This window comes from Streptomyces sp. NPDC030021 (assembly GCF_055574035.1).
Genome location: NZ_JBVIAH010000022.1, coordinates 82520 through 99136 on the forward strand (window position 1 = coordinate 82520; position 16617 = coordinate 99136).

Below are 16617 nucleotides of genomic sequence, written 5' to 3' on the forward strand. Positions count from 1 at the left end.
TCCCCTCTTTTTTTCTGGGGGTGGTCGGGTGGTGCCGCTCTGGGTTGGGGATCAACCACCCCCTGGTGCTACCTCCCCCTGGCTGGTGGGGGGGGGGCCAGCCAGGCCGTGCTCGGCCCGGCCGCTGACATCGCTCGCCGGCGGGGCTCACGGCCCCAGGTCGAGGAGGGCGTTCTCCACGACCTCGGTGAGCGCGGGGTGGATCCAGTACGGGGACTTGGCGAGGGTCGTGGCGTCGATGCCGAGGGTCGCCGCCAGGACGAGGGGCTGGATGAGGGTCGGGGCCTGCTCGCCCATCAGGTGGGCGCCGAGGAGCCGCCCCGTACCGGGCTCGGCCAGCACTTTGCAGAAGCCGGTGGTGTCCTCCATCGCCCAGCCGTAGGCGATGTCGCCGTAACCGGCCATGCCCACCCGGTAGTCCAGCCCTCTGTCGCGGCACTCCTGTTCGGTGGCGCCGACGGAGGCGATCTGCGGGCGGGTGAAGACCGCCGCCGGCACCAGCCCGTGGTCGGCGGCGATCAGGTCCTCCGGGTTGCGGAGGTTGTGCGCGACCACCTCCGCCTCCCGGTTGGCCACGTGCTTGAGGGGCACCGGCGAGCAGATGTCACCGAGCGCGAACACGCCTTCCGCAGTGGTGCGCTGGTGTGTGTCGACGATCACACGACCGTCGTCGTGGGAGGCGATGCCGGCCGCTTCGACGTCGAGCCGGTCGCTGTTCGGGACCCGGCCCACCGCGACGAGCAGCATGTCCGCCTCGACCGTCGATCCGTCGTCAAGGGTCAGCCGTAGCGCGCCCGGCCGACCGCCGACCGCCGTGAGCTCCCGGCCGAGCCTGAGACCGTAACGGGAGCGGACCAGGTCGGTGAACCGTTCCCGCACCGTCTCGTCCTGCGGGCCGAGCAGGTGCTCGTCCTTTTCGATGATGGTGACGGAGCTCCCGGTTTCGGAGAACACATCGGCCAGTTCCGCGGCGATGTAACCGCCGCCGAGGATCGCCAGGTGCCGGGGCGGAGCGTCGATGCGCATGATGGTGTCGGACGTCTCGTACGGCAGGCCCGCGTCCAGCACAGGCCCCGGGACCAGGGGCCGCCCGCCCGCCGCGACGACGATCTGCCCGGCGCTGACGTCGACGGCCCCGTCCGTCCGGTCGATGCGGAGCGTCCTGGGTCCGGTGAACCGTGCCCTGCCCTCGTACACGGTGACCGAGTCCTGCTGCTCACGGCCCGTGCGGCCTTCGTCCCGCTCGGCGTCCAGCCGCGCGAAGACCCGGTCGCGCACCTCGCGCCAGCGCACCGCCCGCAGCTCGGCGTCCACGTCGTACGTCCCCGCTTCCCGGACGGTGCGGGCGACGTGCGCGGTGTAGGCGAGCATCTTGCTCGGGATGCATCCGGCGTTCAGGCAGGTTCCGCCGAACCAGCGCTCCTCGACGATGGCCACGTCCAGATCGGCGAACGAGTCGACGACGACGGCGTTCCCGGATCCTGCACCGATGACGACAAGATCGTGGTGACGCATCCGGGCAGCCTACGAGGCCCCATGCCAAGCCGGCGCGCCGGCGCGCTGGTTGCATCGGCCGACGGCGCGGCAGATCCCTGCGCCGGGGTGGAACGGTTCACGCCGAGTCAGCGCTCCTCGGCGTCCGCCGGCAGCTCGTCAGCGGGGTGGATCTGCTCCTCACAGCCGATGCCCGGACGCTGTCGCCTGGCACCATGACCCCCGGCATCCGCGTTGTCCTCGGCCGTGCCCGAACGCTGGAGAACGGCATCGTCCGCCTGCTGCCGGGCCTCACGGTCACCGCTCTCGCCCACGGCCTCGGACGGCGGGGTCCGCCGCGCGTGCTGCCTGGACTTCTCGTGGGCGCTCAGAACCTCCCAGCCGGCCTTTGCGTGCTCCCGTCGGCCAACGCGATGCTCAACCGCACGGCGCGGCGACGGGCCGGCATCGTATGGGCGGGAGGTCGGCTGCCCGGCGGGACTGTCGGTGCTCTATGGGCGATGTGTCGGTGGCCGCTGGAACCGTGGGTGCCGAGTCGCCGGCGGAGCAGTCGCCGCCGCCTTCACGAGCAAGGGAGCCCCGAGGCCATGTCGTCCGCATCCTCCACCCCGCCTTGGAACGTCCAACGGCTGCCGCGTGCCGATGGCAGCGTCTTCCTGGTCACCGGCGGCAACGCCGGCATCGGGTACTTCGTCGCGGAGCAGCTGTCGGCAACCGGAGCCACCGTCGTACTCGGCAGCCGGAATCCCGCCAAGGCCGAAGCTGCCACGGCCTCGATCCGTGCACGCGTCCCCGGCGCACGGGTGCGGACCGTACGGCTGGACCTCGCCGACCTCTCGTCGCTCGGAACAGCCGTGGAATCAGTAGAGGTGGAACGCCTCGACGCGGTAGTGCACAACGCGGGAGTCGCGCTCGACGACCCGCCGCGCAAGGAGACCGAGGACGGCCACGAGCTCATGTTCGGCACCAACCACCTCGGGCACTTCGCCTTGACCCGGTGGCTGATGCCGCTGCTGTCGGCCGCGCCGGCGGCCCGCGTCGTGACCATGGGCAGCTTCGCGGCCAAGTCCGAGCGGCTCGACCTCGACGACCTGCAGTCCCGGAAGGCCTACCAGCCCAAGCGCACCTACGGACGCTCCAAATTGGCGCAGATGTACTTCGGCGTCGAACTCGACCGCCGCCTGGGCGCTGCCGGCAGCACGGTGACGAGCGTGGTGGTCCATCCCGGCGGCGCGCTGGACTCCCTCACCCCGTCACGGCCGCCGGTTCATGTGCGAACCACCGGCGCCCGGCTGAGCGCGGCACCTGCGGCCCTCTTCGTCCAAGGCAAGCACGCCGGCGCGTGGCCCGCGGTCCGGGCGGTGCTCGACCCGGCTGTGCGTGGAGGACAGCTGTGGGTACCGCGCGTCTTCGGCCTGCGCGGCGAGCCACGACGTGAACCGGTGTGGGACCACCTTGCCGACCCGTCCGCCGCGGCGCGGCTGTGGGACATGAGCTGCGACCTGACCGGCGTCGACCCCGCTGCCATCCCCGGATAGCCCCGGACGTCCCCGGAGGGGGTGACCGTGATGACCCTGATGGTCATCACGTCTGCGACGGTGTACGGGGTGGAGGTCATGGCGAGTCCTCAGTGTGCGGAGGCGAGCGGGGACGCCGCTTCCGTAAGGGGCGAACAGGTCGAGGAGGCGGCCCCGGTCAGCGGACCAGGACGGCCTCGCCGGATTTGGGTAGGACGGCCGTCCATCCCAACTCGTGGTCGATGCGGTCCCGCAGGGTCTCGGCCGCGGTCTCCTCGCCGTGGACGAGGTAGGTGGTGTGTGGGGGCGGGGCGGCGCGCAGCCAGTCGATGATCTGGTCGGCGTCCGCGTGTGCCGAGAAGTGCGGTACGTCGGCCACCTCGGCGCGGACGGGGACGTACTCGCCGAAGATCTTCAGGGCGCGGGCGCCGTCCACGAGGTCGCGGGAGCGCGTCCCGGCGGCCGCGAAGCCGACGATCACAACGGCGTTGCGGGGGTCGGGCAGGACCCGGTGGAGGTGGTGCAGGACGCGGCCTCCGCTGGCCATGCCCGCGGAGGACACGATGATCGCCGACCCGGTGGTGTCGTTGATGTCGGTGGGCGTGCGTCACGACGACGGCGTGGATGTCGGAGGCGTCGCAGGGCAGCTTGTCCCAGTTGCGGCGGCGCAGGTCCGCGACACCCTGGAAGAGCCAGCAGTCGACGAGGATCCGGGCGTGGTCGCTCTCGATCAGGAACTTGCTGCCGGTGACCGTCCGGACACCGCCGAGGAACCTCAGCAGCGCCGGACGCGAGGCGGGGCCGGCCGGGACATGGCAGCGGCCCTCCTTTCGCGGACGGGTGCCGGATTCCACCGTCGCATCCGCCACGATGGGACGGAGAGAGCCCACTGGTCCCCTCGGAGGGACCGACCGGCCCATGCGGGGCGGAGGCCCGTGGGCACAGCCTGGCGGTGACCCCTTCCCGCGCAGCACAGAGAGGCCTCAGTCATGAAGGCACTCGTCTTCCAAGGCCCTGGGCAGACCTCGTGGCAGGACGTCCCGGACCCCGCGGTCAAGGACGCTGCCGACGCGATCGTCCGGGTCGACGCCGTCACCATCTGTGGCACCGACCTGCACATCATCAAGGGCGACGTACCCGAGGTGACACCCGGGCGGATCCTCGGCCACGAGGCCGTCGGAACCGTCGTCGAAACCGGCGGCGACGTGCGCAACGTCCGTCCCGGCGATCGCGTGCTGATCTCGTGCATCTCTTCCTGCGGCCGCTGCCGGTTCTGCCGCGAGAGCCACTACGGCCAGTGCCGCGGGGGCGGTGGCTGGGTCCTGGGCCACACCATCGACGGCACCCAGGCCGAATACGTACGCGTGCCGTTCGCCGACCTCTCCGTGCACCCGCTCCCCAGCGCCGTGAGCAGCCACGATGCCGTACTGCTCGCCGATATCTTCCCGACCTCCTACGAGGTGGGCGTGCTCAACGGGAACGTGCGCCCCGGCGACACGGTCGTCGTGGTCGGTGCCGGACCCATCGGTCTGGCCGCCATCGCCACCGCGGGGCTCTACAGCCCCGGGCGGATCATCGCCGTCGACCTCGCCGCATCCCGGCTCAGCGCCGCGCGGGACCTCGGTGCCGACGCCACCGCGAACGCGGACGAGGAGCCCGAGCGGCTGGTCGAGGACCTGACCGACGGACTCGGGGCGGACGTGGTCATCGAGGCCGTGGGCGTGCCCGAGGCGTTCGAGATGTGCACCCGCATGGTCCGCCCCGGCGGACGCGTCGCCAACATCGGCGTCCACGGGAAGCCCGCCACCCTGCACCTCGAAGACCTCTGGATCAAGGACGTCACCATCACCACCGGTCTCGTCGACACCCACTCCACCCCCATGCTGCTGCGCATGATGGCCGCAGGCCGTCTCCCCGGGGCCGCGATGGTCACCCACCGCTTCGAGCTGGACCAGATGGAAGAGGCGTACGACGTCTTCTCCCGCGCCGGCGAAACCGGCGCCCTCAAGGTCGTGCTCGGCGGACCGCAGCACGACGCGGTCGCCGTGCCGCCCCAGGAGCAGTGAGTGCAGTGATGAGCACGCCGAGTACCCACCCGCAGGACGCCGGCGAGACGGCCGGACGCACCGACCTTGGCCGCCGCATCGCAGCCCGCCGCACCGCCCTCGGTCTCAGCCGCGAAGAACTGGGCCGGAAGTGCGGAGCCGAAGGCAACTACATCACCTATCTGGAGGAGCACGCAGCCTCTCCGGCCATCGGCACCCTCGTCCGCATGGCGGACGTACTCGGCGTCACGGTCGACGACCTGACCGGCGCGAGCGCCGACCGCGTCCGCGGCCGTTCCACCGCCCGCCGCGACACCGCACTGGTGCCGCTGGACGAGGACGCGTGCCGACGGCTGCTGGGCACCCACGGGGTGGGACGCATCGCCGTCTTCACCCCCGAAGGCCCGGCCGTCCTCCCGGTCAACTACCTGATCGCAGGCCCCGACATCGCGTTCCGCACCGCCGTGGAGGCCGTCGCGGCCAGAGCGGCAGGCACAGAGGCAGCCTTCGAGATCGACAACATCGACGACGTCACCGCCGGTGGCTGGAGCGTCCTGGCCGTGGGCGAGCTGGAAACCGTCACGGACCCCGAGGAGATCAAGCACCTGACGGCTACGGCCCGGTCCCAGCCCTGGGCCGGCGGGCCGCGCACCCACTGGATGAAACTCACTCCCGTCCGCCTCACCGGCCGCCGCGTGGTGCACGAGTCATGAACCAGGTGGACGAGGTCGTCTCAGGCAGTGGGTGCCGACATGCTGGTCGTGGGCTGTCGCGGCCATGGTGGCTTCCGCCGGGCCCTGCTCGGCTCGGTGAGCCAGCAGGTGGCACTCCATGCTCCCTGCCCGGTCACGATCATCCGACCGGACGGACCCGCCGAGTAGTTCCCGGCCGGGCTCCGGGTGCGTCGGCCCGCTGTGTCAAGCGCGAGGCGCGCAGTCGCGCTCCGGTCCGGTCGAGTCTCCGGCGGTTGACGCAGATGCGCGGGCCAACCCCGCTGAGCACGTGACCGGCACCGAGGAGAGCCGTCACGGGGAGGACCGAATGGCCCCCGCCGGGGGATCCGTCCGGCCCATGCGGTACGGCTGCCGGCTGCGTGACAGAGGCAGCAGAACCCCATCACGCAGCCGAGGAGTACCCGTCATGAGCACCAAGCGAGTTCTGGTCGCTTACGGCACCAAGCACGGCGCCACCGCAGGCATCGCCGAGCAGATCGGCAAGACCGTCCGCGAGGACGGTCTGGACGCCGTAGTGCTGCCCGCCGACGATGTCCGGGACGTCCGCGCCTACGACGCCGTCGTTCTCGGAGGTTCCCTGTACGCCGGGCACTGGAGCAACAAGGCCAAGCACTGCGCGGAGCGCAACGCGGACTCCCTCGGGCACCGGCCGGTGTGGCTGTTCAGCAGCGGCCCCCTCGACCGTTCCGCCGAGGAACAGGACGTCCCTCCGGTCGCCGCTGTCGCCCGGCAGATGCAGCTCATCGGGGCACGCGAGCACATGACCTTCGGCGGCAGCATCACGGCCGGGCCGCCCGGGTTCCTCGCCAAGCCCGTGGTCCGCCCAGGCAAGGGCGGGGACTTCCGCAACCCCGAGCGGATCCAGACCTGGGCCCACCACATCAGCGCCGAGCTCGCCGCCTGAGCCGGCGGCTCGGCACGGACACAGCACGGAGGCGCGTCATGCACCACCGCAGGCCGGGGACGGCGAGCAATCCGCTCAGGCGCGACGCCGACCGTACCCGCGCCCGCCTGCGTGCCACCTTCATGGTGGCCTGCCTGTTGGCCGTGATATGCGGTGTCGCGGTCGGACGAAACGCCTGGACGGACGCCGGCCGCGCCGCGGCGGAGATCGCACGCCACCGGCATTCCGTCACGGCAGTGACCGTCGGCGAAACCACCTACCGGGCCGGGCCGGGGCCGAGCACCCGCCCCGTCCCGGTGGCTCCCGCGACCTGGCGCGATGCCTCCCACCGCGTCCATACGGAATCCGTGCCGGTGCCGGCAGCGACCCGAAACGGGGAAACCGTCCGCCTCTGGGTCGACGACCAGGGCAATGCGGCCACCGCCCCGCCCGGCACGGCCCACACCGCTCTGAACGCCATCAGCCTCGGCACCGCGGCCTCGGCCGGAATCGCGCTCGCAGCCGGAGCCGCCGTCCACGCGCGCCTGCGGATCCTCGACGCACGCAGCGGACAAGCATGGGAAAGCGAATGGGAGAGCGTCGAGCCCCGATGGTCCGGCCGTCTGCGACCCGGACAGGGAAGCGGCGATGACTGAGACCGAAGCCGACCAGGACCTCACACCGGATGCCGCGCCCGACCGGCCGGAGCGCTTCCCCGGGCCGCGAGCGCGCCGAAGCAGGAGTCATGTCCAGACCGCCGGCCCGGCGACGCCGCCACCGCTCCTGAGCCCATGGAGGAACGCCATGTCGCACACGATCGAATGGAAGACCCGCGTCTATCTGTTCGAGGAGGACCGCACCACCAAGGTCCGCGTCGAACTCGACACCGGAACCAACCGGCTCACCGGGCACGGCACCGCCCGCTGCAACCCCGCGGACGAGGACGTTCCCGAGGTCGGCGACGAATTCGCCGCAGCCCGGGCGCTGGAAGATCTTGCTGCTCAGCTCAAGCGCATCGCCTACGGCGACATGGTGAGGGTCGGGGCCGCGCCGCAGGAGGTGTCACTCACGCCCTACAGCGGCTGGATGAACGGTGCGGTCGGATAGCAAGCAGACGGTCGCCCGGGCAGGAGACGTTCTTCGCCTTGCTCCGGGAGGCGGCGGCCGCCGGCCGCACCGTCCTGCTCTCCAGCCACATTCTGCCGGAGGTGCAGCGCCCGGCGATGGCCGTGTCGGCAGCGGGACGACGGCGGGCCCAGGTGATCGGGGCGACCATCGCGATCGGAGCGGTCGGGTTCGCCGTCAATTTCATCGCTCTGGCATGGTCACCCGCGGCACCCTTGAGGTTCCTGAGCCCGTTCCACTACGACACGCCGGGCGACGCACTGGCCCAAGGCGGTGTGCTCTGGCCCCGGCTCGGCATTCTGGTCGGTGCCGGGGTCCTGGGCCTCGTATGCGCTCATCTGGTGATGCAGCGCCGAGATCTCGCGCCCTGAGGGGGCTACTCCTGGATCCGCAGAACGTCTGCGACAGGGCGGCGGGGTGTTCCGGGCCCGTGGGGCCCGTAGCCGAGGCGCAGGACCATCTGGACGTGGCCGATGACCTCCAGCGGGTCGCGGACCGTCCACCGCAGTTCTGGCCATTCGAGAGGCTGTGAGGTCATCGAGGTGGCCAGGCCGTCGGCAGTGGCCTGGAGGAGGACACGCTCCAGTGCCTGTCCGGCCCGCATCCAGTCGGCACGTGTGTCTGCAGGCGTGCCCAGCAGGGCCAGCTGCGGCTGCTTCTCGAACACGGCCCAGCCGCGATCCGCCGCAGGGTGGTCCCGGCCGAAGTCGCGTACGGGGGAGGGGCCTCGGGAACTGCGCGGGCCGAACGCGGCGGCGGGAATGCCGTCACGGCGTGTTCCGGATGTTCCGGTCGGGGCATGTGCATCGGAGGCCCAGGCAGCGGTCTCGGCCCGGACGAGCGGATCGATGTCCTCCCGGTGCTCCGCGTCTCGCACCAGCCCGAGCACGGTCTCGATGTGCCAGTCGCCCGGGACGGTCAGCCGGCAACCCTCCAGGCGGGCGGCGCTCTTCAACCCGTCCAAGAGGGCGCCCGGCACTGGCTCGTCATCGAACGGGAAGCGGCTGGTGTGCCGGCGCCGGAGAGCGGTGTGCAGGGCGGCGAGCTCGTGGTCGTCGTCGGAGGGCCCGTCGAGGGCCGCCGTCGCCAGCAGCCACGGCCGGGAGCCGTCGGGCAGCAACCGCACGCGGGCCCGGAGTCCGTGGTGGACCGCGGACACGCGCAGGTTGAACAGGGCAGCCGCGCAACCGAGGTGGAGAGCCCGGTGATGGGGATCGGTCCGTGTCATGGCCCGGTCCGGATCGCCGTACAGCTCGACGACATTGCCTTCGGGGCTGAACACGAATTTCCACGGTTGCGCGTTGTGCATGGACGGTGCGGTGACGGCGTCGCCGACGAGCTCGGCGACGGTGCCGGGGGCGAGGATGGTTGCGGTCACGGGACTGTTCCTGTCTGTGCGGCCTCAGTCGATTGCCACGACGGCGACCGGCGAGAGGGCGTGGTGCATCACCGCGTGGGTGACGGGGCCTGTGCGGGTGCCGAGCGCGGAGCGCCGGATGCGCCTGCCGACCACGACGAGTGCCGCGCCGGCGGCCGCGTCCAGGACCTGAACGGCGGGCTGTCCGATGACGGTGCGCGTGCCGCGTTCGCGCAGCAGTCGCTCCCGGGTGAGCGCGAGGAGGCCCTCCGCGCACTGATGACGCGGTTCCGGGGCGGGAGCGGCGAAGGGCCCGTACGGTGCCCAGTCCTCTGCGTGGACCAGCTCCGGATCAGCCCCGCGCAGTCCGGCCTCCCGCGCGGCCCGGTCGGCTGCGGCGCCAGCGGCGCCCGATCCGTCCAGACCCACCGTGATCCGGTTCGACATGGCGTACCTCCTGTGGCTGATCGGCTCTTCCAGGCTCCGCCGTTCGCCGCGCTCCGGATAGGGCCCGAGCGGCCCTACCGGGGACCGAACGGCCCTTCGGTCCCGGTCGGGCCGGCGACACTGCGGTGTCTCATGCCGCCGTCCTCACCCTGCGGATACGAGGTCGGTGAAGGATGTCCTTGAACGCCGTCCCACGGTCGATGGAGACCGCGGCGTGGGTCATGACGTCGTCAACGGTTCGAAGGTGCTTCATGGCCTCTGCTCCGTAAGGGTGTGGCCGCGGCTTCGGTGTGAGGGCTGCCCCAGCCGTCTACTCGTGGGCGACGACGGCCACCGGAGCGGCGGCATGGTGCAGCAGGGCGTGGGCGACGGAGCCCAGGTGCGTTCCGAGCGGGGAGCGGCGCAGGTGGCGTCCGACGACGACGAGTCCGGCGCCCTGGGACGCACGGACGAGATGGTCGCCCGCGGATCCCATGAAGACGCTGTGGTTGACCTCCACGTCCGGGAACTTGTGCCGCCAGGTCAGCAGCATGTCGTCCACCATGTGCGCGATGCTCCTGCCGATGTCCCGCTCGTCGTCCGGGTCGAAGAACGGGACGTACGTGTACGCGGCCGGCATCTTCCAGCCGTGCACGGCCCGCAGCGCACAGCCCCGCCGGGCCGCCTCTTCGAAGGCGAAGGCGAGCACACGGTCGCACGACTCGTGGATGTCGACCCCCACGACGACTTCGGAGCCGGAACCGGTCCGAGGCATGTCCGGGTCGTCGGCGATCCGGACCATGACGACCGGGGTGTCAGTGGCCACCAGGGTGGACAGCGCCACTGAGCCGACGAGGAACCCGACCAGCCCGCCCAGGCCCCGCGAGCCCAGGACCAACAGTCCGGCGTCGGTGGCCTCGGCCGCGAGGGCCGCTGCAGGCCGGGCCGCCGGACAGCGAGTCGTGATCTCCAGCTGGGGATGGCGTCGGTGCAGTTCCTCCGCCACCTCCGTCAGAGCCTGGTCGGCCCAGCGATCCACGTCCTGGCGGCCCAGGCCCGGAAACACCGGGTCCAAGGGCCAGTCGACGGCGTGGACGAGACGCAGGGGTACCTGCCTCAGAACAGCTTCCTGTGCTGCCCAGCGCGCGGCCGCCCGGCTCTCGGGTGAGCCGTCGACTCCGACGGTCACGTGGTGTTTCATGGCTGCAACCTCTCCCGTCCCGGTCGGCACCTCTTCACCACGGCTGCGCATCGCGTGCGTGGCCGGCGCGCGTGGCCAGTGTGTCGTCGGTTCGGGCTCCGACGTGCGATGCCACGGCGACGACTCCGTCGAGTTGTTCGACGAGGCTGAGGAGCGCAGGCAGCTGACTCCGGCGTTCGACGCGGCCGTTCAGCGTGACGAAGCCGTCCACCACGTGGACGTCGATGTCGCCGGCCGGCACGCCGAGTATCTCCGTGAGGACCTCGTCGGTGACTCGCCGGCGTATCTCGGAGTCGGGGCGGACGAACAGGCGCAGCAGGTCCCTGCGGGTGACGATGCCGACCAGCCGGTCCTCCTCGTCCACGACGGGCAGCCGCTCGATGCCCCGGCGGGTCATCAGCCGGGCCGCGTCGGCGGCTGTCTCCTCGGCGTGGACGGTGACCGCGGGCGTGGACATGACGTCTCCGGCAGTGGGCGGCCCCGCCGGGGGAACGGTCCGCCGATCCGGGTGCGGGTCCGGCGCCGCGTGGGCCAGGATGTCCGTCTGCGATACGACACCCACCACACGGTCCTCGTCGTCCAGCACGGGCAGCCCCGAGACGCCGTACTGGGCGAGGAGCTTGGCGACGTCCTTGAAGGCGGTGTCCGGGGCCACGGAGACGACTTCGTCGGTCATCAGATCCGCCACCTTGATGTGCTTCATGACGTCCTCCTGCTCCGCCGTTTCACGCGAGGCCTCTGTCCGAGTGGGGTGTGCCCCCACCATCCGCCGATGCGGGCCGATGATTCGAGGGCCGAACGGTCCCGTTCCGGGGCCGTAAGGGTCATGCGGCAGGGGGGAAAGCGGGCGGCGCCGGCGGGGAAAGCGGGCGCCGGCGTGATGGGGACCTTTGGTCCCGATCGTGGCCCGTGCGGCCCTCTGCCCCGGGCGCTCTCGGTGCCAGTGTGAGTGGTGTCCGCATCGGCTTCTCGGTTGGGAGGAACCGTGGAAAGCACATTCCGCACCCCGGATACAAGCACGGTGGTCGTAGGCGTGGACGGCTCGGAAACGGCCCGCGCCGCCGCCATGTGGGCAGCGGGCGAGGCCGTGCGCCGCGACCGTCCCCTCCACATCGTCTACGGGGCCGACACCGAGGGCAGGGCGCTGTACCTGTCGGCGGAGACCATCGATCGGGTCCGCGACAACGGCCGGCAACTCTTGGACGGCACGGCGAAGGCTGTGACGGACGAGTACCCCGGTCTGCGGGTGAGTACGGAGTTCAGCCGCGCGGACGCCGCCCACAGCCTGCACCAGGCCGGAGCCCTGCACGGCACGATCGTGGTGGGCAACCGCGGCCTGGGCGGGTTCAACTCCCTCATGCTGGGCTCGGTCGGCCTGGACGTCGCCGCTGCCGCCATGACCCCGGTCATCGTCGTCCGCGGCATCGACGGGGCGGAGGAGACCGGCACCGTGCTCGCCGCCGTCCGTGACGAGCACGACCTGCTGCACGCCCGGTACGCCGCGCGCGAGGCCGAACTGCGCAAGGGATCCCTCCGGCTCCTGCACGTGTGGAACGTGATGGAGTCCGTCGGCGAAGTGGTCAGCATGCTCGACGGCGTCGACGCGATCGCAGGTGCGCACGCAGACGCCCTCCGGGCCGTCACGGACGCGGTCCGCGACGAGTTCCCCGATCTTGAAGTGCGTGCTGAGGCCGAGAAGAGCGTTTCCGTCGCCGGCGTCCTGGTCGAAGCTTCCCGCCACGCCGACCTGCTCGTCATGGGCGGCCGACGCGTCCCCAGCGCCCTTGGACTCGCTCGCAATCTGGGCAGGGCCACGCACAGCGTGCTGCACCACGCACACTGCCCCGTCCTGCTCATTCCCCGAACCGGCGGCGACTTCGGTGGCCCGTCATGACCGGCCACCGAGGCCGTGGCATCGTCGCCGGAATCGATCCGGTCAGGGAATGGCACCTGGCCCTGGCCTGGGCGGCGGACGAGGCGCAACGCCGCAGGCTCCCCCTGCGTCTGGCGCTTGCGGTGCCGCCCGGGCAGGACACTCACCACGTCGACGACACGCCCGGCCGGACAGCCCTGCGGCGCGCGGGAGCCGACAGGCTCGAACAGGCCTGCAGCTGGGTACGCGACCGGCACCCCGAGGTGGACGTCACGGGCGACCTCCTGGGAGGGCTCCCCGCCCCCGTCCTGGGCGGCGTGGCCAAGGAAGCCCGCTTGGTCGTGCTGGGCTCCCGGCATCTGAGCCGCACCGCCGAGTTCTTCAGCGCCGGATCCATCGTGGTCCCCGTGAGCGCCCAGGCCCGTTGCCCCGTCGTCGTCGTGGGCGACGCGGAGCACATCAGCCAGCAGCCGCCGTACGTCGTCGTGGGGATCGACGGCAGCGCGTCCGCCACGGCCGCGCTGGCGTTCGCCTTCGACGAAGCCGATCTGCGCGGGGCCGCGCTCCGGGCCGTGTGCGTCCGGCAGCGGCCGGTGTTCATGCTGGACGACGAAGAGGTGGCTCTGCGGGCTCAGCGCGCCTTGCTCTCCGAGGCCACCGCCGGCCTGTCGGACAAGTACCCGGACGTGCACGTCACCCATGAGGTCCTGACCGGCCACCCCGTCGACGAGCTGGCAGGCGCGGCCGAGCACGCCCTGGCCGTCGTCGTCGGCCGCCGCGGCCGAGGCGGATACACCGGCATGCGCCTCGGGTCCGTCGTCCACGGCCTCCTGCACCGGGCGCACTGCCCGGTGATCACCGTACCGGCGGAGTGAAGGCCGCCATGAGCGGTCGCACGGCCGACGCGCCGCCCGCCGGCTCCCTGGCGGGGCCGGGGCTGACGCAGGCCGAAGCCGGACGTCGGCTGGCCCGGTACGGTCGCATTTCGACAGCCTGCGCAAGCGGATGACCTCCCTGCACCACCTTCCGGACGGGAACGTGCTCGTGTGCCTCAAAGGGGCGCCGGAGGCGGTCCTGACGTCCGCGGTGCTCGCCGAGCCTGCGGAACTCCTGGACCGGGCCCGCCGCCGGGCTGCCCTCCTGATCATGGAGAGGTACGCACCCGGACACACCTTCCACGCCGAGTCGCACCTGTCCCACCGTATGCAGCAGCAGTACCTTGCCGGGAGGGAACTCCGCACCCGCCGGGACTACGGTGAAGGAGGTGGCTCTCCATCGTTCCTGTCGGCCGGAGGTGGGACATGTGCGCAGACGGCCGGCCCGCCCGGGGCGGCGTGCCACGGCTGCGGCTGGACGAGCTGCTCGACGAGCTCCAGGTGCGCATGGAGGAGGTCCGCGGCACCCGTGACCGGCTGAACGGCCTGCTCGAGGCCGTCATGTCGGTCGGCCGCGAACTGGACCTGCCCCAGGTCCTGCGCGGCATCGTCGAGGCGGCCGTCGTCCTCGTCGACGCCGAGTACGGCGCCCTCGGCGTCATCAGCGACGACCGGAAGCTGGCGGAGTTCCTGCCCGTCGGCATCACGGACGACGTCCGTGCGCAGATCGGCGACCTGCCCTCGGGCCACGGCATCCTCGGCGAGCTGATCCGGCACCCGGAAACCCTGCGACTGTCCGAGCTGTCCGAGCACCCCGCCTCCTACGGCTTCCCGGCCCACCACCCGCCGATGCACTCCTTCCTCGGCGTCCCCGTCCGTGTGCGCGAGGACGTCTTCGGCAACCTCTACCTCACCGAAAAGCGCGGCGGCGTCGCCTTCGACGAGGAGGACGAAGCGGTCCTGGTCACCCTCGCCGTCGCCGCCGGCATCGCCATCGAGAACGCCCGCCTCTTCGAAGAAGTCCGCCTGCGCGAGCGCTGGCTGGCCGCCAGTTCTGACATCACCAGCGCCCTGCTCTCCGGCGCCCCCCGGGACGAGGTCCTCGAAGGCATGCTGGAGCGGGCCAGGGACATCACCAGAGCGGACATGGGTGTCTTCTACCTGCTCGGACCATCCGGAGAACTGCGCGGCTCCCTGGCTCTGGGGGACGGCGCCGAAGCACACCGCGGCATCGTCCTGCCGAGCACCGCCGGGACCCTGGCCGAGGCCGCGGTGGCGAGGGACGGGCTGATCACGGTCGCGGACGTGGCGACCGACCCGCGCGTCACCGTTCAGCCGGAGCGGTGGACGGGGTTCGGCCCGGCCGTCGCCGTCACCGTCGGCACCAAGGAAAAACTCAGCGGAATCCTGGTCCTGGCCCGGCGCCACGGCCGCGCAGCGTTCGCCACCGCCCAAGTCGCCGCCCTCCCCGGATTCGCAAGCCAGGCAGCCCTCGCCCTCGAACTGGCGGAGCGGCGCCGCGACGCCGAGCAGATGAGCCTGCTCGAAGACCACGACCGCATCGCCCGCGACCTCCACGACCTGGCCATCCAGCGCCTCTTCGCCACCGGAATGACCCTCCAGAGCGCCCAGCGCTTCGTCGACCACCCCCAGGCATCCGAACGCCTGGCCCGCGCCATCGACGACCTGGACGCCACCATCAAGATCATCCGTTCGACCATCTTCGGGCTCCGCGATCACGAGGCGCCCGGCGCGACACCCAAGCTGCGCTCCCGCACGGTCCAGGCCGTGGACGAAGCCGCAGCGGCCCTCGGATTCGCCCCGGCCCTGCGCATGGAGGGGCTCATCGACACCGACGTACCGTCCGCGGTCGCCGACGAGGTGCTCGCCGTACTCGGGGAGGCCCTGACGAACGTCGCCCGCCACGCCGAGGCCACCCGTGCGGAGGTTTCGATGGTCGCGGCCGACGGCGTCCTCACCGTGACCGTGGCCGACAACGGCGTCGGCCTGGCAGAAGGCGGGCGCCGCAGCGGCCTGCGCAATCTCGCGGAACGCGCCGACAGGCTCGGCGGCAGCGCGAAGGTCGGCTCACGGGCGGCGGGTGAGTCGGGCACCCGCCTTGAGTGGTGGGTGCCGCTCGTCTCACCATCGGTGTGAAGGACCGAGTCGTGAGCACGGTGCCGGCACGCGCCGCGGGAACCGAGGCTGCGTTCGCGGCAGAACGGATTCACCGGGGCGGCGGCCGGACGGTGTCCCGAGGACCCGGAGGTTCTTCGAGCACGCTCCAGGCGACGGGACCGGGGAGGTCTGCCACCCGGCAGGAGACGGCTGCGCAGTCCAACTGCGGGGTGATCCGACGCGGCTAGCGCTTCGGGGGCGGCCCGTCACCTGCGTGTCCTTGACCGTGGACCTGGGCGGCGATGACGGCTGCCTGGACCCGCCGTTCGACTCCCAGTTTGCCCAGCAGCCGGGAGATGTGGTTCTTGACGGTCTTCTCCGACAGGTAGAGCTGTTTGGCGATCTGGCGGTTGGTGAGGCCGTCGCCGATCAGTGCGAGTACGGCGCGCTCCCGCTCGGAGAGGGTGGCCAGGCGGGTGTCCTCGGGCGCTTTGGCCGGTTCGGGGTCGCGCAGAGAGTGCATCAGGCGGGCGGTCGTGGCCGGGTCGAGCATGGACTGCCCGGTTGCGACCGTACGAATGGCGGAGACCAGGTCGGACCCCTTGATCTGCTTCAGCACGTACCCGGCGGCCCCTGCCATGATCGCGTCCAGCAGGGCGTCCTCGTCGTCGAACGACGTCAGCATCAGGCAGGCCAGGTCCGGCATCCGGGAGCGCAGGTCCCGGCAGACCGTGATTCCGTCACTGTCGGGCAGCCGGACGTCGAGGACGGCGACGTCCGGGCGCAGCGCCGGCCCGCGGGCCAGGGCCTGCTCAGCTGTGCCCGCCTCGCCCACCACGGTGATGTCCGCTTCGGCATCGAGCAGGTCCCGCAACCCCCGCCGGACCACCTCGTGATCGTCGAGGAGGAACACCTTGATGGGGGCCTCCGCGGAGGCACTCGGTACATCGGACATGTTCGCCGCCTGAT

The 16617-nt window shown here is 71.6% G+C and carries 18 protein-coding genes and 1 pseudogene; 11 read left to right on the forward strand and 8 right to left on the reverse strand.

The genetic code is table 11. The annotated features are described in order from the left end of the window. Positions 1-147: 147 nt before the first annotated feature. Entirely contained in the window at positions 148-1515 is a 1368-nt protein-coding gene (locus ACZ4YL_RS33440; RefSeq protein ID WP_468121558.1) for a mycothione reductase, read from the reverse strand. A gap of 107 nt (positions 1516-1622) precedes the next feature. Next, positions 1623-1808 (reverse strand): hypothetical protein, encoded by a 186-nt coding sequence (locus tag ACZ4YL_RS33445; protein ID WP_468121559.1) that lies wholly within the window; start codon positions 1806-1808, stop codon positions 1623-1625. Between the two features lie 273 nt (positions 1809-2081). On the opposite strand from ACZ4YL_RS33445, the gene ACZ4YL_RS33450 reads away from it, so the two are divergent. Beyond that, positions 2082-3032, forward strand: a complete 951-nt coding sequence (locus ACZ4YL_RS33450; RefSeq protein WP_468121560.1) for an SDR family NAD(P)-dependent oxidoreductase — start codon at positions 2082-2084, stop codon at positions 3030-3032. 157 nt (positions 3033-3189) lie between these two features. On the opposite strand, the gene ACZ4YL_RS33455 is transcribed toward ACZ4YL_RS33450, so the two are convergent. Further along, positions 3190-3603 carry an MBL fold metallo-hydrolase RNA specificity domain-containing protein gene (locus ACZ4YL_RS33455; protein ID WP_468121607.1) on the reverse strand — a complete coding sequence of 138 codons (414 nt, stop codon included), beginning with the start codon at positions 3601-3603 and terminating at the stop codon, positions 3190-3192. A gap of 397 nt (positions 3604-4000) precedes the next feature. Here ACZ4YL_RS33455 and ACZ4YL_RS33460 point away from each other — a divergent pair, with 397 nt between their 5' ends. The 7 genes and pseudogenes from ACZ4YL_RS33460 to ACZ4YL_RS33490 all read left to right on the forward strand — a co-directional run bounded on the left by ACZ4YL_RS33460 (position 4001) and on the right by ACZ4YL_RS33490 (position 8169). Next, positions 4001-5077 (forward strand): zinc-dependent alcohol dehydrogenase family protein, encoded by a 1077-nt coding sequence (locus ACZ4YL_RS33460; protein WP_468121561.1) that lies wholly within the window; start codon positions 4001-4003, stop codon positions 5075-5077. Positions 5078-5085: 8 nt separating this feature from the next. Continuing rightward, entirely contained in the window at positions 5086-5769 is a 684-nt protein-coding gene (locus ACZ4YL_RS33465; protein ID WP_468121562.1) for a helix-turn-helix domain-containing protein, read from the forward strand. Between the two features lie 21 nt (positions 5770-5790). Continuing rightward, positions 5791-5937 (forward strand): annotated as a pseudogene (locus ACZ4YL_RS33470) (universal stress protein); the annotation flags it as partial. A 259-nt stretch (positions 5938-6196) separates the two neighbouring features. Continuing rightward, a complete protein-coding gene (locus ACZ4YL_RS33475; RefSeq protein WP_468121563.1) occupies positions 6197-6694 on the forward strand; it encodes a flavodoxin domain-containing protein in 498 nt (165 codons plus the stop codon). 38 nt (positions 6695-6732) lie between these two features. Next, on the forward strand, positions 6733-7329 hold the full coding sequence (locus tag ACZ4YL_RS33480; RefSeq protein WP_468121564.1) for an Rv1733c family protein: 597 nt from the start codon (positions 6733-6735) through the stop codon (positions 7327-7329). Between the two features lie 148 nt (positions 7330-7477). Next, entirely contained in the window at positions 7478-7780 is a 303-nt protein-coding gene (locus ACZ4YL_RS33485; protein ID WP_468121565.1) for a DUF1876 domain-containing protein, read from the forward strand. A gap of 38 nt (positions 7781-7818) precedes the next feature. Next, positions 7819-8169 (forward strand): hypothetical protein, encoded by a 351-nt coding sequence (locus tag ACZ4YL_RS33490; protein ID WP_468121566.1) that lies wholly within the window; start codon positions 7819-7821, stop codon positions 8167-8169. A 5-nt stretch (positions 8170-8174) separates the two neighbouring features. Here the strand turns inward: ACZ4YL_RS33490 and ACZ4YL_RS33495 are convergent, their stop codons facing one another. The 4 genes from ACZ4YL_RS33495 to ACZ4YL_RS33510 form a co-directional block, all read right to left on the reverse strand. Further along, positions 8175-9176: an Acg family FMN-binding oxidoreductase gene (locus tag ACZ4YL_RS33495; RefSeq protein WP_468121567.1), complete on the reverse strand. Its 1002-nt coding sequence runs from the start codon at positions 9174-9176 to the stop codon at positions 8175-8177. Between the two features lie 24 nt (positions 9177-9200). Further along, positions 9201-9602 (reverse strand): universal stress protein, encoded by a 402-nt coding sequence (locus ACZ4YL_RS33500; RefSeq protein WP_468121568.1) that lies wholly within the window; start codon positions 9600-9602, stop codon positions 9201-9203. Positions 9603-9912: 310 nt separating this feature from the next. Next, positions 9913-10782: a universal stress protein gene (locus tag ACZ4YL_RS33505; protein ID WP_468121569.1), complete on the reverse strand. Its 870-nt coding sequence runs from the start codon at positions 10780-10782 to the stop codon at positions 9913-9915. 34 nt (positions 10783-10816) lie between these two features. Then, on the reverse strand, positions 10817-11485 hold the full coding sequence (locus ACZ4YL_RS33510; protein ID WP_468121570.1) for a CBS domain-containing protein: 669 nt from the start codon (positions 11483-11485) through the stop codon (positions 10817-10819). 282 nt (positions 11486-11767) lie between these two features. On the opposite strand from ACZ4YL_RS33510, the gene ACZ4YL_RS33515 reads away from it, so the two are divergent. From ACZ4YL_RS33515 to ACZ4YL_RS33525, 3 genes are all read left to right on the forward strand, one after another. Further along, entirely contained in the window at positions 11768-12676 is a 909-nt protein-coding gene (locus tag ACZ4YL_RS33515) for a universal stress protein (RefSeq protein ID WP_468121571.1), read from the forward strand. Further along, positions 12673-13530, forward strand: coding sequence for a universal stress protein (locus ACZ4YL_RS33520; protein ID WP_468121572.1), 858 nt, complete (start codon positions 12673-12675; stop codon positions 13528-13530). Before ACZ4YL_RS33515 ends, ACZ4YL_RS33520 begins: the two co-directional genes overlap by 4 nt. Before the next feature lie 426 nt (positions 13531-13956). After that, positions 13957-15687: a sensor histidine kinase gene (locus ACZ4YL_RS33525; RefSeq protein WP_468121573.1), complete on the forward strand. Its 1731-nt coding sequence runs from the start codon at positions 13957-13959 to the stop codon at positions 15685-15687. A 205-nt stretch (positions 15688-15892) separates the two neighbouring features. Here the strand turns inward: ACZ4YL_RS33525 and ACZ4YL_RS33530 are convergent, their stop codons facing one another. After that, positions 15893-16603 carry a response regulator gene (locus ACZ4YL_RS33530; RefSeq protein ID WP_468121574.1) on the reverse strand — a complete coding sequence of 237 codons (711 nt, stop codon included), beginning with the start codon at positions 16601-16603 and terminating at the stop codon, positions 15893-15895. Positions 16604-16617: the final 14 nt, after the last annotated feature.